This is a genomic window from Legionella hackeliae (assembly GCF_000953655.1).
Lineage (GTDB): Bacteria > Pseudomonadota > Gammaproteobacteria > Legionellales > Legionellaceae > Tatlockia > Tatlockia hackeliae.
In genome coordinates this window covers 2,654,472-2,672,296 of sequence record NZ_LN681225.1, presented here as the reverse complement: position 1 = coordinate 2,672,296, position 17,825 = coordinate 2,654,472, and the positions used below count along the sequence as shown (strand labels likewise).

Below are 17,825 nucleotides of genomic sequence, written 5' to 3'. Positions count from 1 at the left end.
CAGGGAATCAGATTTCTCTCTACGTACCTAGGCTTGTGTATAGCAAAGAGAAATAGGTGGGGCAGGAGACAGGGAATCAGATTTCTCTCTACGTACCTAGGCTTGTGTATAGCAAAGAGAAATAGGTGGGGCAGGAGACAGGGAATCAGATTTCTCTCTACGTACCTAGGCTTGTGTATAGCAAAGAGAAATAGGTGGGGCAGGAGACAGGGAATCAGATTTCTCTCTACGTACCTAGGCTTCTGTATAGCAAAGGGATATAGGTAGGGGGGGAGACAGGGAATCAGATTTTCTCTCTACGTACCTCGGCTTGTCCGAGGTATCCAGAATGTATAAGTAAGTCAAATGGCGCAGCCACAGCTGGTGTGCGACATGAGATAAAGATAATTATGCGCATTCTTCTATAATTAAATTACTCAAATTTGTTCGTCGCCGTGCAGAGGTTATCTATGAGAGCAAGGTACGAAGATTTAGTGCAAATTAATGAAAGGCACAGATCAAGATTTAAAAGGGATTATAATGCGAGTGAAGATTAACCGGCCGAACCGGTGCTTTTGCTATCTTTACCGATAAGCAGTGGCGTAAACCACAAATTGACTCTGCTGAAAAAAATTGGAAAACTCATATTAGTATTCATTCCGAGGACCTTCCCAGAGCTTGGGATTTAATTTACCCCTTACTTCGCGAGAATGCCGAATATTTTAAAGTGTTGGACCTTAATAAAGCAGGGGGGCATGTACCAAGAAAAATTTGCGGGTTATCAAACCGCAAAGGCCACGTATGATTCTTTTGTGGAGAGAAGACTTTCTAGTGGTATTTCTATTGGTGAGCTGGAAGAAATGGCTCGTGATAGTTCCCCTCAATCGAGTGTTCTACTCAACAAAAAAGGGCGGATATCAGCCGATAGCTATAGAACACAATTATTGGATTATGTTGATAGAAAATACGCTAAGGACTTGGCAGAGAAACTGCAAATGGTTGCAGAGGTGATAGGTTAGCTGCAGGAATGCAGGTTACTCTTTATATGCGACCAGGAACAGAAGAAATTCACCAAACAAGATGTCTGAAATGAGGTCAATGAGTCGCGATAATTTGGGGGCGAAAGAGAGGAAGAAAATTGATAGTGATGGAATAGAGAAGCCCCTTTTAAAGTCCTCTTCCCCGCCGCCTGTTTAATTGAAATTTACCTCATGGACTAATTGCTTTTGGCGGAGAAATCTTCTCTTGTACAAAAGACTCTAAATGTTTTGTTATTTTTTCAAAAATGGTTGTTTTCAGTTTGGCCTCTGAATTAGCGCAGCAGTTGATAAGAGTGTATGCCCAATAAAATATATTCCCACTGTCAGCTTTTTCAAGGAGAGGTTTAATTTCATTGAGGGCTTCATACATACTAGTTAACTCGCCAGTTGTTTCAAAAGTCTGTTTGGCAAGCTCTATTTTGGCAATGGATAAAGGGGTGCTTTCGGGATCATCATGGTAAAGGGAAATAAAGTGATCGAGTGCTTTGACAAGCTTTTTCTTTGCTTTCTCACGGGCTTCGCTCTTTGATTGTTTAAATTTTTGCATTCCATCTTCAATCGATTTATCAATGGCTTCAAGACCTTTTTCAAATATTTCTTTTGAAAATGGGTTTGAAGACATCGCTTGTGAAAATAGTAACGCTCCTTTAATCGAATCATTGACACCGTGGGCGAAATTATAATTAGGGAGGCGCCTTGCATCGCCAATTTGTGCAAAAACACCATTGCTTAAATCAAGAAGTGGCGTTTCACAGACATAGGTAGCCATTGCAAAAACGGTATTTTGCAGCTTGTCTTTACTCGGAGTTTTTTTACTTTGTCGATATTCAAGTTGCTCTTCTTCGATGCCATAGTTTGCTTTAAGAAACACCGAAGCCCATTGCTTTAATTGTTTCTTTTGTTCCGATTCGGGTGCATCAAAAATTTGTTGAGGGATTTCGCCTGCAAAATAGAATTTTGTATGAGCAGCATTAGGGAAGATGTAGTATTTAGGGTGATAGGCGTTTTTCCATCCTTGTAAGCCAAGTGTTTGCATTTCATGAATAATATCCGTAGTGGTTTTACCTTTGACTTTTTCACCTGGTTTTAGTTGTAGCTGTACCACTGCATGAAAGGGATGTCGTTCCTGGGTTGGGGTTAACTTATATTGAATAGGTTGACCAATACAGTTTGCTACCATGTCTGCTGTTGAGTGTTTTGCCCCGTCGGCCCCCAATAAATGACGAAAATAATATTTCTCACCGTTTTTAAGAATTATGCAATCAGCATGACCTTCTATTCCTTTACTTATTTGCTGTATTGTTAGATCACCACCAGGCAATGCTTTAATGATTGTCACGTTAGATAATTTGGTTAATTTGCGATAAAGATATTTTTCAATATCTTTAGATTGTACTGTTTTTTCAGATGTGTATTTTGTCCAAAGTTTAACATCCTGAGGATCATGAGGATCATAATACCTGACCAGGAATTGCTGTGTATCGTGAGAAAGGATTAAGCGTTGCCCACGGATATATTGTTCCCGATTAGTAAAAACAAGTACGGTTTTACCCTGTTTTGCTGTTTCCAATGCAGCAGCTAATCCACCAGGTCCCAAACCTACAATGGCAACATCAGCAGCAGTATCTTCTTCATCAAAATAATTACCCATCAGGAGTCCACATTTTCACAATAATGGATAAATTATAGACAAAAAAAATTAACAAAATATTAAGATTTCATATGACTGGGATGAATTGGTTGAGCCATCGCCCAACCTACTAATTACCGTCCAGAAATGTAAAAAACGCAGAGGTTTTTAATCTACAAGACAATTTTCTTCTTCTATACCGCCACTAAATACAGCATTCTCGCCATTTACCCAATGAATTCTTGGTTCCCCTGATTTTTCACTGGGTCTATATAAACGACTGGTAACACGTTCTAAATATGATGGATTAGTAAACATGGCTACAGCGATGCGATTTTTTAACAATTTAAGTATGCCATTAGAATACATTAAAGAAATTTGACCATCCTTTAAAACATCCATGCCATCAAGTATACCTAAAGGATACCCATCATTTTTTATATAGTTAATAAAAAATGGGCTTGCAAATTGAGTGCTTGATTTAAAATCAATTTTTAATTCATGCATACCATATTCAGCTGGCCATTGGATATGATGTAGCCCTTCTTGTTGACTGAGTTCTCCTGATGCCTTGAACACTAAAATTCCTGTATCGCGTTTTACGCCATCAATTAAGGCTTCAACTTTCCAGTGACCCATAGAAATTTTTTCTGAGTTAATCTTTGCCTCATGAATGTTGCCTAGAGAATCATAGAGAGTTGTAGTGCTTTCGTAATTACTACCCTCAATTGCTGCTGCAGGAAGATTGATATTAATGGCAATTCTGGTGGTAGCTTTTGGCGCTAAATTCTTTTGAGGAATCTTAATCTTACTCAAATGTTTAGCATCTGATTTTTTGGTTACTGCCAGTAGATAATTGCCGTCATTGTCACGAACATTATAGTTCTTATCCAAAAGCATCATCCCAAAACGAGTAAACAATAATTCACTGCCTTTTTTACCGCCAGACACAACAAAATAGCCATTATTGAGCAATGCAAGATCAAGGGGATTGCCCGTACTTAAAATTGGACACCGATTAATGATTAAAGGCTCTTTAGTTAATTTCAAGAAGTTACTCGGATACAACTGGGGTGAAACAAATAGAACTGCTGCAATTAGAATGAATCGAATAGTCATGTAAATTCCTTTTTCTACTAAATATAAAGATGGGTTTTATATATCCCGTTTACCACGAAAAAAAGTAGCATTTTCAATAATTTATATCAATGCACCAGCGATTCAGGCTGACCACAAATCAAAGTGATTAACAATTGATTTTAATGGCTATAAAATAAGCAACTATACTTAGCAAAATGGGTAAATTATCAAGTGCAATATGCCTCTAAAACACATTACGCAACAACAATTAGTTTTGTTTATTCAAAAAAAATTCTTTTCTCAAACGAGACCTCTGGGGGATTTTGATTGGGCGGATAATTTAAATGCCGAAGGTTTTGCCTCCGAATTTATCGACATTAATTTTACCGAGGTACTAGAGGAGTTAAATACTGCAGCTTCACCAGACAATGTCAAAACTTTTTTTTTAATGACTAAAGGCAGCTTCACCAAGATTAATTTTAATAACTGTGTGGATATCTGGTGCATCGAAGAGGCTAATTTTGATGAATGCTGTTTTCAAAATTGTAGCAGTAAAGGTTTTGAGTCTGCGGTGCTTAAGAAGTGTATTTTTGAGAATGTGATGTTTGATTCAGCTCGGTTAAGTGAATTGGACTGCACTGAGGTGGAATTTATTCAGTGTAAATTCACAAAGTGTATTTTAGCAGAGTTTCAATTAGACGATGTCAATTTCAAAGATTGTGAATTCGTCTCATCATTCCTATTGGATATAGCGGATCTAAGTATTGAATCCTATAGTAATAATAAGCTAGCTAAATCGACTTTAATGGTAAATACTGCCTGGGATGGTATTCATTTCTCCACACATTATACCGATGAACCTGATAAACCATTATTACTAGTCTTGTATTGCTATGATGATGGTGTCACTTATGCCAATATGTTATTAAATTTTTTACGTGAGAAAGAGGTCGATCTCTTACTAATTCATCCTAAAATGGGGTTTTCCCATCCTATCTTGGATGAGTATGCGAATAGAATTAATGGTATTATCTTACCTGGCGGTCCTGATATCCCTGTTCATAATCCTCATCATCAACGGTTTAGTTTTGAAATAAATCTTTTGAAATTTGCTATCGATAAGCATATTCCCACATTAGGTATTTGTCGGGGACATCAACTCATTGGATATTATTATGGTGCCCAGGTAATACCGATGAAAAATCATCAACAATCGATAATTCACGTTAAACCCAAAGAAAGTAAGTCGCATAATTTATTACAAAAAAAATATGAAAAATACTCTCAATCCGAGGGGGAGGAAAAAAGTCTTGTGCAAGCTCACGAAAAAGGTGGGTTTATCTATAGGTCAGAATGTAACCATTCTCAAGCTGTGTTTTTCAAAAAAAATTCTCGCGATAAAAATCATATCAAAATCGTTTCAAGAAGTTTAGATAATGTCATTGAAGCAATGGAAATTGGTGACCATATTCTCACTTTCCAGCACCATAATGAGGCATTGGTTAGCGAAAAGAATAAAATCGCAAAGGCATTATTAAAGCAATACCTTGAACTAGTGAATACTCATTTTCAAAATTTTAATCATACAAAAAAAAATTTTTTTCAGTAATATGCGGCAAATGAAGTCAGTATGGATTTTAAACATGAGCACAAATCAACGGTCTAAATAATGGATTAACTCTGGTCTTTTTTTTTAGCTAGACTATTCTCTGGAGAGACCACAATAATAATATCTTCTTGGGTAAGAACTGAACATTCATTGGTATTATCAATTTCCATATCTTCTGCTGTTAATGCAACATCAATAAAACCATCGAGAAGAAGAACATATAACTCCTGTCATTGTTTAAATTTCCCTTTTTTTTTTGCAATATATGTTGTAAATACAGCCATAATGAACGAGAATCGGATTAATTGAATTTATTATTTGCATACAGGAACATTTATGTCGGGTTATAAAAAAGAGCTTATCCAAGAAATCAAAGCCTTAGCGAAAATAGAAAAACTTAAAAAAATTCATTTAATTTTAAATAAAATTGAAAAGAATCAATATGGAAAAGCATTACTGATCGCTTGCAAAAATTGCAAAGCAGGTGATAAAGCGATGCTTAGATTAGTCAAGCTAATCTGCCGATATAAAAATGAATTGAATATTGATATTAATTATTCAGAAGGCGGCATGAGTTTTGCTACTTATGCAGCTATAAATGCTAATGTGGATCTATTTCTAGTGTTAGATCTCGCTGGACTTAATTTATTAAACCCAGACAACTTATTAGATGATCGTGTCGTTCTATTTGGTAAAAATGCTTTCCAAACTAAAGAAAGAATAAAGCCTCTTTATAAGCCAGAGTTTTTAAAAGAATATGAAGAGTTAAATAGTTGTTTTGAAAACTCTGCAGTACTTCCAAAACGAACAGAAATCGCAACAGACACTTTAAATGCGAATTTTGATTTAAATCGCATAGAATTTATTATTCAGACCCTAAATTTTATCAAAAAATATCAACGCACTGATACTCGGTTTATTCCCTTGCCGCGACATCTGAAGAGTTCTGATTATGCCATGATGGAGAATGAGCAGATGGAGAAATGCCGTCTGCTCATTGAGAAAATGTGCGTAACAATACAAAACTTCTCCTATGAACTTCGCGGTAAATTCAGTGGCCACTTTGAACCTGCCCCATTTACCTGGATGACATTTGATCAGTTTGGCGGCGTAGTCAGGGAACCCCCTTTAAATCAACATCGATTAATTCCATTAGGGGACCTTTCAATTTCCGCGCTAGACTTTACGCCTTACGCAGAGGCTATGAAAAGTATACGTCATATTTTACGCGAATTAGCCGATCGACAAGATATCATTGAAGAAGCTGTGTATGAATTTATCGATAGAGATCTACCAGTATTACTCCAATTTTTTGCCACGGTTGGCAAAGAATTACAGCATCCCTCAAAAGATATTATCAAACCTGTTTCATTAAAAAGTGTAAAAGCGCTCACTAGTTATATTTCGGATCTTGAAAATCTAATTAAATTACTTAATTTAGTGAATTACACACAAAATATTAATCCTTTAAAAAATATACTTGCTGGAAGTTTTGTTGCAACCCCTCTTATTGAAAGCCGGGAAACACTATATAAAAACCGATTTAATTTATCCACCAAACGAGGCAAGCATGCCGCTTTACATCATTTAGAAATGATTGGTGAACTAATTACCGGCAAAAATTTTTCCCAGTTCTTATGTAAATTAGATAACACCATTGATTGGCGAGCTTTTATTGCTATCCGAGATGGAATTGTTCATCAAGACGCTGGAACTAATATGCATGTTATTAAGCAATTAACTGAGAACCTTCCTTTATTTGAGAAAATTTTAGGTCATGATCTAAGCGAATTCTTTGAAAGACTCGTTAATTTAATGATATTAAGGGAAGGCAAAATTGGCGCTTATAATGAAGAGCCCCACCAATTTTGGCGAAAGATAATGCAACTTGATGCAGAAATCAAATCAGAGTCAGAAAATGATGCACCTATAGTAGACCCAATTGAACGACGTATTAGTGTTGATGATGAACGAATATTTGTTGAAGCTTTGGCTGAAAAGAATGCTCCTCCTGCAATCATCGATACCTGTGTTGGAATATTTAGTGGTACACGTAAACTCCCGGATAAAAAGGAGCTTGGTGAAATAATACGATGTCTCCCTTCTCGCTCTGAGGATAGGGAAAGAAACAAATTGCTTGTTGAAATTATAAATAATGCCATTAAAAAACCATCATTGTCTCTTAGTGAAAGAAATGAAAAACGTGAGCTTGAAAAAACAGCACGTGAACAACGTGAAATGGAACGAAGACTGCATCTTAAGGGATTAGTATATGTACGGGAATTTGCGGAAAAATTACATAAATCAGAAGATCGCCAACACCTTTTAACTCCTAGAAAAAGAGTGATGGCCGCCTATGATGCATTACTTAATATAAAAGAATTTTTGGTAGAAGAGAATTATCTAACACCAGATTTAACGTTTCAAACGATTGTGGAGTGGGATGAATATCATACTAAGCATAAGAGATTACCTCTAGCAAAACTTCTTGAGGCAATTCCTGAGTTAAATGATGCTATCGAATACAATGCAGCACAATTTCTGCAGCATTTAGATACGATTAGAGACTATAATGCCGCTGCACATTGTCATCAAATACTTCAAAGCTATGGTGATCTACGACGTTTTAGAAATTATCTGGAACATGGCGACCCACTCTATGATTACCAAAATTGTCAGCCAAATCACATCTTTGGAAGAGCGGATCATAGACAACAGTTGACTGCTCCTATGTTTATTAAATTAGTGCTTGAAGTACTCCCGGAGTTTAAAAAAGTCGTTGATGCTTTTGCAGTGGATCCCCATCTAACTCCCCTAGTTACTCCAGAGGAAAATGAAGCATGGACTTTAGCTTGTGGTGGATATAAAACGAATGGATTTTTTAGTTCAGATAAGGGTAAACCTAAAGAAGATGCCTCCAAAACCCCAACTATTCTAGAAGGTGAGTGCCATTACTATTAAAAATTAAATCCTGAGAGTTGGTTGCCCAACAACTCTCAGGATTTATCTACGCTAATTGGTGTAAACCCGCTTACCATTAAATATAAAGCGATCCTTAAACAAAATAGATAGAAGGATTTGTCATCAGTTTTTTGCAAAACGCTTATTTAAATATAAAAAGTCGATAGGTTAGATATATTCAAGGTCATTTTTCATTGCATCATAGACATGATAAATAATTTTTTTTAAGGTCTGTGCTATAAACGCTTGGATTATTAAAAGTGATTTGCTTTTGAATAACGATGGGGTAAATAGCCACCACCGCATATATTTTTTAATTCACAATACTTTCCGCTGAGTGAATATTTTCTCACGTTGCAATACCTCATCAAAACTGTGATGGATAACAAATATAATTAAATGAGGATGCTCGATTGAAAGTCGGTTTTAAGGTATCAACTTGTTCAATATCACCCAGAAAAAAATGATGTGTCACAGTTATTCATCCTGTGAATAAAGAATATCCGTTTGACAGCTCGCATAATAAATCAATACCATTTCCTACTCAATGAAAAGCCTATTTTTGAGATAGCATGAAACCAACTCATCCATTGAAAATTATTCTAGCCAGTGCCTCTCCGAGACGCTTACAAATACTGCAAAAACATGGATTAGATGCGGTAGTTATGCCTGCCAATATCGAGGAAATTCAACAGCAGGGAGAAGATGCCAAAACCTACGTCACGCGGCTTGCTCGAGAAAAAGCTCAAACTATTTTAACGCAAGTCACAGAAGGCATGGCGGATTTAATTCTCGCAGCAGATACTACAGTGGCTTATCAGAACCTTATTCTGGAAAAACCCCGCGATGAAGAGGATGCCTATAGGATGCTGCGTTTGCTGAGTGGAAATTCACATGAGGTCTATACGGGTTATGCGCTGATTTTTTTTCCAGAGCAGCGATTATGGGCTAATTATGTGAAAACCAATATTCGATTTCATGCTCTTACAGAACAGCAAATAAGAAATTATATTGACTCAGGTGATCCTTTTGATAAGGCGGGAGGATATGGTATCCAGAAAGTACGTGATACTTTTGTTAAAGAAATACAGGGTTCCTATTACAATGTGATGGGTTTACCCATTGAAGAAATTTTGGAAAAAATTTTTCTTAAGATTCACTAATTCATCGAGTATCAGATATTTATAAGAAAAGCGCCTCAGGTCAGCAGCCAGCTCTTTTATAGGGTGTCGAACAATTGTGCTCCTCTTGAGGAGGAGGAGTTATTGTTTCAACAGGCTCCTCTCCTACGTCGATGATGTCTGTGTTAGTTTCTTCAACCTTTGCACCCTTTTTAGCTGTTTTCTCTGAACTTACCCCTAATTCTTTTCTTAAGCTCGCATAATGACCTGGACGTGTCATTGTTTCTAATTCATGTTCATAGGCTTTTTTATGTTCATTGTGTTTTACGGATAAAAGTTTTATGAATTTTTCCATGGCTACTTTTTTAGAGGTTGGTAAATCACTTTCATAGGCATGAAGAAGACGGGATAGAGTTGTTACACTATAATTTCCTTTTAGAAATTCTGAAACCCCTACAATAATGTTAGCTTCAGCACGCATGGATTCAAATTTGTTATATTGGTCTCTTTTCCAAAAAGCCAAGATACTTGGTTGATTATTATCAATAATCTCATTAATTTTTGCGATCTTTAGATTACCTGATTTATTACTCTTGAATACTTCCTGGATTGAATCCACTGCAGTGGAAGCACTTGATGAGAAGGAAGACCACAAAGAAAAGACACTTATTGATGCTGTTAAAATTTCATTGACATTCGGGTATATCTCTCCTGATTGAATCAACATCATCATGCCCTTGGTTTTATCCACTGAGAGAAGGCCGAGCCTTTTTGCCCATTTTGCCCAAAATGTTGGTTCTTTCTTAGGAGCCAAAATATCGGGATAAAAACTCATATAGTCTCGTTTACCATCTTTATTGACTTCAATAGAGATATGACCGTCAGTAACATATCCCATCACTTTATGTTGTTTATTCCTTGCAAGATGCCATATTCGAATGCATATCGAATTTTCTTGAAGCGGCATTATTGATTCTAAAGTGTTTTCCGCTCTGTTTCTCACCCATCTCGCCAGGAAACTAATTGTTCTCTTGCCTTGTTGAGCGTAGATCTTATTAAATCTAACCGTTGGTTTTTTAAGATTTCAGCATGAGAAACAGTAGGTTTAGCGTGATTTCTTCTCGAAGGAGCAGAGTTTGTAGAAGTTTGGGCTGAGCCTCTCATGGGTCCTCGAGACATAGCTGGCTCGTACTCTATATTTCTATTCCGATTCACGGCAGCACCAGAATATAATTGAGCCCTTGACCCCGTGTTTGTAGTTGTTGCCTTTTCGGCTTTTTCTGCTTGCTCAATGGCTTGGAGGCAATCCTCAATAATTAAAATTTCTTTATTGAGTTCTTTGGGAAATTTTTTAATTCTCTCTAAATATTCATGTGTATCTTCATCTTTTGATTTATGAATATCCAATGCAGACACATCGTAGGAGATCTCACCTGAAGAAAGGCTAACAAGCTGCCTGAATCGATGCTGCATGGCAAAGGTTTTGCGTTGCTTGAATTCGTTCCATAAATTTGCTAATGCTTCTTTAAACAAATTCATAATATTTTCACAATTCTCGATAAAACAATGATTATATTAAGGGCAATTATTCTTATAATTTTATTAGGTGATCGAAATTTGATGCAAATAAAGAGCGATTTTAAGAAAATTATCTCTCATTATTGAAATTACAGACGTATAAAGCCCAGTTGCTTTTTACTTCGCCTTATATTGGGCAGAAACAGCGACAAGCGCACCCGCAAAAACCAGGATTGTTCCTGCTATGGATAAAATGTCGGGTATTTGTCCCCAAATTAGCCAGCCAAGGATACCGCTAAAAATAATGGCCGAATACATGATCGGTGATACAATACGTGCTTGTGTGCGTGCAAGGGCTTCAGTTAGGCATAATTGATATCCTGTTGCCACTACAGCAATCGCTATTAAAATGAGTACCGTTTTTAAATTAGGCGTACTCCAATAAAAAACCATGAGTATCATTGCAATAATGGTTGTTAATAAAAAATAATAAAAAGTAATCACACCAGAGGTTTCTGTTTTGCTTAAAAGACGAGTGCAGGCAATGGCAAATGCTGCTGCCACTCCTGAAGCTAAAGCAATAAGCGAAGCAATATTAAATAATCCTGCATTGGGCTTAAGAACAAGAGCTATGCCAACAAACCCAATTAGAATGCCTAAACTGGTTTTGCCCGAGGTTTTAACGCCTATTAATACCCAAAACACAAGCGGAACAAAAATGGGATAGGTTGTATTTAACAATACTGCATCGACTAATGGGATAAATTTTAAGGAATAGTAAAGTAACAGCAATGACGACAGGCCACTGATTGCGCGAACTAAATGCAATAATGGACGTTGTGTTTTGAAATAAGATAAAGGGCGCCAATAGCCTTGGTTATAGGTTATAATAGGAAGTATTAATATAAATCCGACTGCAAACCTAAAGAATATGATGGTTGTATTCGAAGTATCCTCTGCTATCAACTTAACAAGCGCCCCCATCACTGAATAAAATAAAGCGGCACAGAAAGCTAATAATATTCCTAAATGAATATTTTGCGGGGATCTGTCAGGTATTTGCTCCGTAAAGGTCAGATGACGACGGCTTTTAAATGACAATGAATGAGACTCCTAATCGTTGTTTCGTTTTATTTCTGAAATTTTAATACGCCATTCCTTGGGGCCTTCTTCATGAATTGACTGGCCATCAGCCGTGACTGCCACTGTGACAGGCATGTCAACAACCTCAAATTCTCGCATAGCTTCCATGCCCAATTCCTCAAAGGCAATAATACGTGAGTTGCGAATGGTTTTTGATATTAAATAGGCTGCACCGCCAACGGCAATTAAAGAAACAGAATTGTGTCGTTTAATTGCGTCAAGGGCTACAGGACCTCGCTCCCCTTTCCCAATCATTCCCAGTATATTTGTTTTTGATAACATAAGTTCTGTAAATTTATCCATACGTGTTGCTGTGGTAGGGCCTGCAGGACCAACGATTTCAGTCGCTGTCGAGGGCACTGGTCCTACGTAGTAAATAAATTTATTGTCTAAATCCACACCCTCAGGTAAGGGTTTCCCCTGTTCTAATAGCATTGCAATCTTTTTGTGTGCCGCATCGCGTCCCGTAATTAACTTTCCAGAAAGTAATAAAGTTTCACCCAATTGCCACTTTTTGATTTCAGCTTTTGTTAGCGTATTAAGATTCACCTTACGCAACGGAGCATTGTTATCCAAATCAAGTTTTGGCCAAAAGTCCAGGCATGGCGGCACTAGTTCAACAGGTCCACTACCATCGAGAACAAATGAAAGATGTCTGGTGGCAGCACAATTGGGGATGATAGCTACCGGTAAACTGGCTGCATGAGTGGGGTATTCTTTAATCTTGACGTCGAGTACTGTCGTTAAACCACCCAGTCCTTGTGCACCAATCCCCAGTGCGTTTATTTTTTCATAAAGGTCAAGACGCAATGTTTCCAGATGGTTTTGTGGTTTACGTTCAAAAAGTTGCTGAATATCAACAGGTTCCATTAAAGCTTCCTTCGCAAGTAACATGGCTTTTTCTGCTGTGCCACCAATCCCTACTCCTAATATACCTGGAGGACACCATCCGGCTCCCATATGCGGTATTTGCTCAACTATCCAGTCTACAACGCTATCAGAAGGATTTAAAATAGCAAATTTTGCCTTGGCTTCTGAGCCAAATCCTTTCGCTGCAACAATGACTTCAATAGTATTTCCTAAAATGGATTCGATTTGCACAATGGCGGGAGTATTATCTCCTGTATTCTTGCGCTTTCCTGATGGGTCATCAACTACTGAAGCACGTAGAGGATTCATCGGGTTAGTATAGGCTAATCTCACACCTTCATTTACCATTTCAGGGATGGTTTGATCCATCACATCCCATTGAACCTCCATCCCAATCCGCAGGAAGACCACGGCTACACCAGTATCTTGACAAATAGGACGTCTGCCTTCTGCAGCCATTCGAGAATTTAATAGGATTTGAGCAATAGAATTTTTTGCTCGGGGAGATTGCTCTTTTTCATAGGCTTGATACATCGCCTGTATAAAATCAGAAGAATGATAATAAGAAATATACTGAAAAGCATCCGCGATACTTTGAATAAAATCCTTCCTGCGAATTAATGTCATCACATATCTCTGTAACTAAAAGTTAATCAATCAAATTAAGCATAGCACTGGTTTAAGACACTATGATTATCCATAATATCCGCGAGTGTAAAACCTTGCAAAACCCCAATAAATTTTTCTTTCATTTCGAATGATGAGGCAATTAAAACAAAGATTATTTTTTGCACGCGCCTCTTCATCAAAAATAGATAGTGATTTATTCTTTGAGCCCGACTACCTTTTGCTAAGACAAGTTATGAAAATAACAAACCGCGATATTGTTCAAGCGAATAGAAATGTTTATAAGCGCAATTGTAAGGCTCGTTATAATTCCAAAGAAGAAAAAATCTTCACCATGAGTAGCGCGGCTGGATTATTATTATTTTGGAATCCCTATGTACCTGAGGAAGGTTCTTTCACTCGGGGTAATAAGCAAATTGGCCTGCCTGTTGAAATAGGTCAGCTTATTGGAAGTTATCTTAGTCGATGCGACGCAGCCGTAGTTGTTCAAGTTTGTCTGTGTGCGTTTAAGAGCGCGATAGCTGCCAAAGAGGTCTATGTAAAAGCACATGGACAATCATATCAAGAAGAATCTTATACGCCTCTCGTTTTCTTTTAATATAGAATATTTCACTTGAGCTGGCATTTTCTGGGTGCCTCGGACAAGTCGAGGCATCCAATGAATGTTTCAAATTAAATCCATGTCTATCTATGAGATGAAATAAGCCCCCCTCCTCACGAAGAGAGCAGGGGTCCTTCAGGGAAGTGACTGCTCTACCACAGAGGTTATACAAGGATGGCTAGTTACCGTTTCGCCTAATAATTTGAAAAAGCGTGAATTGGGCCCCATTTTTCTGTAAGACTCGGTTTGGGTTAACATTTTAGGGTTCATAGCCCAAAGGCTTGCTTTAAGGACTTCAATTTGTTCCCAAGCCTCTTCACTGAGATTTTCTTCACCGCGCTTAAGTCCATTAAGATATTGAAGCTTATCCTTTACGGTATATCGCAATCCAAGTTCGCGAAGTACTTGCTTTAAAGCGGACTCCTGTGTCACCAACTCTTTTAATTTCTTGAGTTGACTAATTATTGAGGGAGTTAAAACAAGTGCGATATTTAAGCTTTGATTAACACGTGCTACAGCGTTTTGATCGTTAGCTATCAATTGCTCGAGTAATGTTTCCATTTCTTGACGACTACCTAATTTTTTATCAGTTTTAGAATTGTCACCAAAAGCTTTAACAAGTTCTTGAATACCGCGAAACATTTTGGACTCTGATTTTCTCGAGTAGTTAATACGAATCATCTCATGTAGTTCGCTAATTGCCTTTTCATAATCGATATTAAAGGGTTTGAAATCAGGTTGGGCTGAATCGAGGAACTTGCAAATCTTTTCACAAATTCCTGTTTTCATACGCTGATAGGGAACGGCTAATAAGAAAGGTTTTTTATAATCTAAAGATAAAAGCGATACAGCTGAGATACATCCATCTGCTGCTACAGCCAGGTTGGTCTCTGCAATCGTCTTTTCGCAGTGTAATTCTCTTATTTTCGTTTCTAGATGGATTATTTTTGCGAGGCTGTAAAATCTTGTGGCATTGGGAGTTTTTTTATGGAGAGCTTCTAGCGCTTGCTCTTTTTGGTCCCGGAGTGTTTCTTGCTTTTCTAATACTGATCTATCCTGTGGATTCATTCTAATTTTAGATTGTAAGTTGATTAATTCCACATGGTGGTCGCCTGTTATCTTATCATAAGCTACTAGATATTCAGCAAATCCATCTTCTTTCTTCATATCAGCGATTGATAGATTGGACTCCCTATTAAATGCATCGATCTCTAAATCATCAATCTCACTTTCATACTCTTCTTCTGCTGAAGATAACTTTATTTCGATGTCACAAGCGACTTTTAAAAGGTGGTCAGTGCTTATTTGTTCCAATACAGTTCTGGAGTTTTCTTTGATGAACTCCTCAATCGGTAGAGTATCAATTTTATTTGCAATATATTCCCATCCTCCAGCGTCGTTAACTAATTCTTTGACTGTACTGATCTTATCAAAATCAGGAGACGGGAACGGTGTAACGTTTTTACGCGCTAATAAACGTCTGTTTGCTTTTTGCAAACTTATAAGACCAGATTTAAATAAAGAAACTCCTGCTCCAGACATTTCCTTACCTTTGCCAACTTGTCCTGCGTAAACATTTAGAGAGGGTATCGCGTCTTCAAAGGTTATATGATGTAGGTTCATACAGTTATCATATTCATTTGTTACTATGTTAAGCCGCTCTAAAATTTTTCTTCGTGATTCAGAAAATTTATATTTTTTGCATAGGGATTGTATGGTTATATCATTTAATGCTGCAGAAAAAGCGAATACATCATGAAAACATTTGTTCTCTATAGCCATTCCAGCCATATCGATTAGATGATTGATCCTAAGAAGTGCTTTTTCCTTGGATTTACCTTTAGCAACAAAAAGAATCAAGTTAAAAGAGAAATTGTTGAAATCCGTCACTGTTTTTTGAAAGTGTATGTCTTTTTTTGCGCTCAGAGTATCAAATTCATTCTGTGGGATCGCAAGAAATAGGTCTCGACTAATTTGGGTGCGAGTATCAACGATATGTTGTTTTAATTTTAAGTAAAATGGGGGAATCTGAGTTTGACATGTTGGGGTGGCATCAATTTTTTTCTGAGAGGCAGTATCAAGCAAAATGGAGTCTAAAACCTCTAATGTCATTAATGCTGTCTCAATAGTAATTTCAGAAATATTGGTTCCAAGCACAGCATTTAGATCAGCAATAAATTGATCTTCTTTAAACGTCTGTAAGTGCGCTTGTAGCTTACGTAATTTATTTTTCATGTTGAAGCTCTTTAAAAGTGAATAGTCAGTATTAAATTAAGAATTGATATACAAACAACAACTTAATTCATTTGCGCACAAATATAACATATTCGCTTCATTATGGGTAATATTGATAATATTGGTTATATATAAATTCAAAAAGTTAAAATTTGAAACGATAAATTTGTCTCTGTGCTCAAATGATTATGATAAAATTATGCTCAAGTTAAAAACTAAGAGATTTGTTATGCCTGGAACAATTTATACTGCTGGAATTGACGCATTCAATGAAAAAAAGTATGAGAAAGCCGCGGAGTTGTTCCTTCAAGAACTTAACGAAAATCCTGAAAATGTTAGAAGCTATTTCTATTTAGGGCAATGTTACTTTTTGAGTGATAAAAAGCAACAAGCCATTCCTCCTTTAAAGAGATTCATTGATTTAAGAAAAACTTTTGTAGATGATCTGGCTAATCTTTCTTATGTTTTTGATTTATTGGGTCAATGTTACGAGGCTGAAAACAAGGATACTGCTGCATTAAAATGTTATGAGACAGCAACTAAAATTAATTCACAATGTGCCTCTGCATGGAACAACATGGGGTTGCTCTATTTAAAATCCGCTCAACACCATCTTAAAAACAATATACCAGCTAGTATCAAAATGTTTAAAGGTGCTCTGTTTTTTATAAATCAGGCTCTAAAACTTTGTGGCGAACATCCAGCGTTTTTACACAGTATAGCGAGCTGTTATGAGAAATATATTGAAGTTCTTGAGCAAACTATTAATGATCAAAAGATGGCTCAACAAGAAATAACAAATTATTTTAGTGAGGCAATAAAATATTATCGGAAAGCGTTAGCCGCATGTAAGGAAATTGACACTGTCCTTATAAATATTATTTCATCAAATCTTACAGAATGTCTGGCACAATTTGGAGATCATCTATACAGAAATGGACAACAGGAGGAAGCGCAAAAGAAATATCTGGAAGTGATTCAGTTAGATCCAGAACACCTTAGTGCCATTAATCAATTGGGAATGTCTCTTTTTAAACAAAATTCTTTTTCGGAAGCAAGAGCTTATTTTTCATCTATTTTGCAAAAAACCAAAAAGACACAAGAAATTGCTGATGCTTGGCTTAATATTGCCTGTACTTATAGAATGGAAAAAGCGTGGAGTAAGGCTAAAGAGGCACTTGACAACGCGGCGACATTTGCACCAAATGACCCTGACATTGTCGTTGAAGAAATGAAATTGACTGAAGCAAGAGGGCGAGCCAATTTTGTATCTTCACCAGTAATATTGCTTGCTAATTCAAATTCATCGCAACAGGTTGGAAATGAAGGAACTCCTGAATCAAGTATGCAATATCAATGATGCTTATCATTTAATTATTTCTTGTTCTCAACACGCTAAAAAATATAATTC

14 protein-coding genes are annotated in these 17,825 nt (G+C 36.8%); 6 read left to right on the top strand and 8 right to left on the bottom strand.

The window, feature by feature from the left end:
- Positions 1–734: 734 nt before the first annotated feature.
- Entirely contained in the window at positions 735–998 is a 264-nt protein-coding gene (locus LHA_RS11775) for a hypothetical protein (protein WP_115678758.1), read from the top strand.
- A 190-nt stretch (positions 999–1,188) separates the two neighbouring features.
- On the opposite strand, the gene LHA_RS11770 is transcribed toward LHA_RS11775, so the two are convergent.
- The gene (locus LHA_RS11770; RefSeq protein WP_045106724.1) at positions 1,189–2,670 is read right to left on the bottom strand and encodes an FAD-dependent oxidoreductase; all 1,482 of its coding nucleotides are present in this window, start codon (positions 2,668–2,670) and stop codon (positions 1,189–1,191) included.
- A 147-nt stretch (positions 2,671–2,817) separates the two neighbouring features.
- A complete protein-coding gene (locus LHA_RS11765) occupies positions 2,818–3,768 on the bottom strand; it encodes a flagellar hook-basal body complex protein (protein ID WP_045106723.1) in 951 nt (316 codons plus the stop codon).
- Between the two features lie 199 nt (positions 3,769–3,967).
- Between LHA_RS11765 and LHA_RS11760 the strand changes: the two genes are divergently transcribed.
- From LHA_RS11760 to LHA_RS11750, 3 genes are all read left to right on the top strand, one after another.
- Positions 3,968–5,338 (top strand): glutamine amidotransferase-related protein, encoded by a 1,371-nt coding sequence (locus LHA_RS11760; RefSeq protein WP_045106722.1) that lies wholly within the window; start codon positions 3,968–3,970, stop codon positions 5,336–5,338.
- A gap of 336 nt (positions 5,339–5,674) precedes the next feature.
- On the top strand, positions 5,675–8,299 hold the full coding sequence (locus LHA_RS11755; RefSeq protein WP_045106721.1) for a ribonuclease HepT family protein: 2,625 nt from the start codon (positions 5,675–5,677) through the stop codon (positions 8,297–8,299).
- A 572-nt stretch (positions 8,300–8,871) separates the two neighbouring features.
- The gene (locus LHA_RS11750; protein WP_045106720.1) at positions 8,872–9,462 is read left to right on the top strand and encodes a Maf family protein; all 591 of its coding nucleotides are present in this window, start codon (positions 8,872–8,874) and stop codon (positions 9,460–9,462) included.
- A gap of 40 nt (positions 9,463–9,502) precedes the next feature.
- Here the strand turns inward: LHA_RS11750 and LHA_RS11745 are convergent, their stop codons facing one another.
- The 5 genes from LHA_RS11745 to LHA_RS17530 form a co-directional block, all read right to left on the bottom strand.
- Positions 9,503–10,387 (bottom strand): hypothetical protein, encoded by an 885-nt coding sequence (locus tag LHA_RS11745; protein WP_156413546.1) that lies wholly within the window; start codon positions 10,385–10,387, stop codon positions 9,503–9,505.
- 32 nt (positions 10,388–10,419) lie between these two features.
- A complete protein-coding gene (locus LHA_RS11740; protein ID WP_045106718.1) occupies positions 10,420–10,959 on the bottom strand; it encodes a hypothetical protein in 540 nt (179 codons plus the stop codon).
- A 156-nt stretch (positions 10,960–11,115) separates the two neighbouring features.
- A complete protein-coding gene (locus LHA_RS11735) occupies positions 11,116–12,039 on the bottom strand; it encodes a DMT family transporter (protein WP_045106717.1) in 924 nt (307 codons plus the stop codon).
- A gap of 12 nt (positions 12,040–12,051) precedes the next feature.
- Complete coding sequence (locus LHA_RS11730; protein WP_045106716.1) at positions 12,052–13,578, bottom strand: fumarate hydratase; 1,527 nt, start codon at positions 13,576–13,578, stop codon at positions 12,052–12,054.
- Positions 13,579–13,613: 35 nt separating this feature from the next.
- Positions 13,614–13,745 carry a hypothetical protein gene (locus LHA_RS17530; RefSeq protein WP_269447698.1) on the bottom strand — a complete coding sequence of 44 codons (132 nt, stop codon included), beginning with the start codon at positions 13,743–13,745 and terminating at the stop codon, positions 13,614–13,616.
- A 68-nt stretch (positions 13,746–13,813) separates the two neighbouring features.
- Here LHA_RS17530 and LHA_RS11725 point away from each other — a divergent pair, with 68 nt between their 5' ends.
- Entirely contained in the window at positions 13,814–14,176 is a 363-nt protein-coding gene (locus LHA_RS11725) for a hypothetical protein (RefSeq protein WP_147292353.1), read from the top strand.
- Between the two features lie 138 nt (positions 14,177–14,314).
- Here LHA_RS11725 and LHA_RS11720 read toward each other — a convergent pair whose 3' ends face one another.
- The gene (locus tag LHA_RS11720) at positions 14,315–16,414 is read right to left on the bottom strand and encodes a RasGEF domain-containing protein (RefSeq protein ID WP_045106714.1); all 2,100 of its coding nucleotides are present in this window, start codon (positions 16,412–16,414) and stop codon (positions 14,315–14,317) included.
- A gap of 43 nt (positions 16,415–16,457) precedes the next feature.
- On the opposite strand from LHA_RS11720, the gene LHA_RS11715 reads away from it, so the two are divergent.
- Positions 16,458–17,774: a tetratricopeptide repeat protein gene (locus LHA_RS11715; protein ID WP_158644247.1), complete on the top strand. Its 1,317-nt coding sequence runs from the start codon at positions 16,458–16,460 to the stop codon at positions 17,772–17,774.
- Positions 17,775–17,825: the final 51 nt, after the last annotated feature.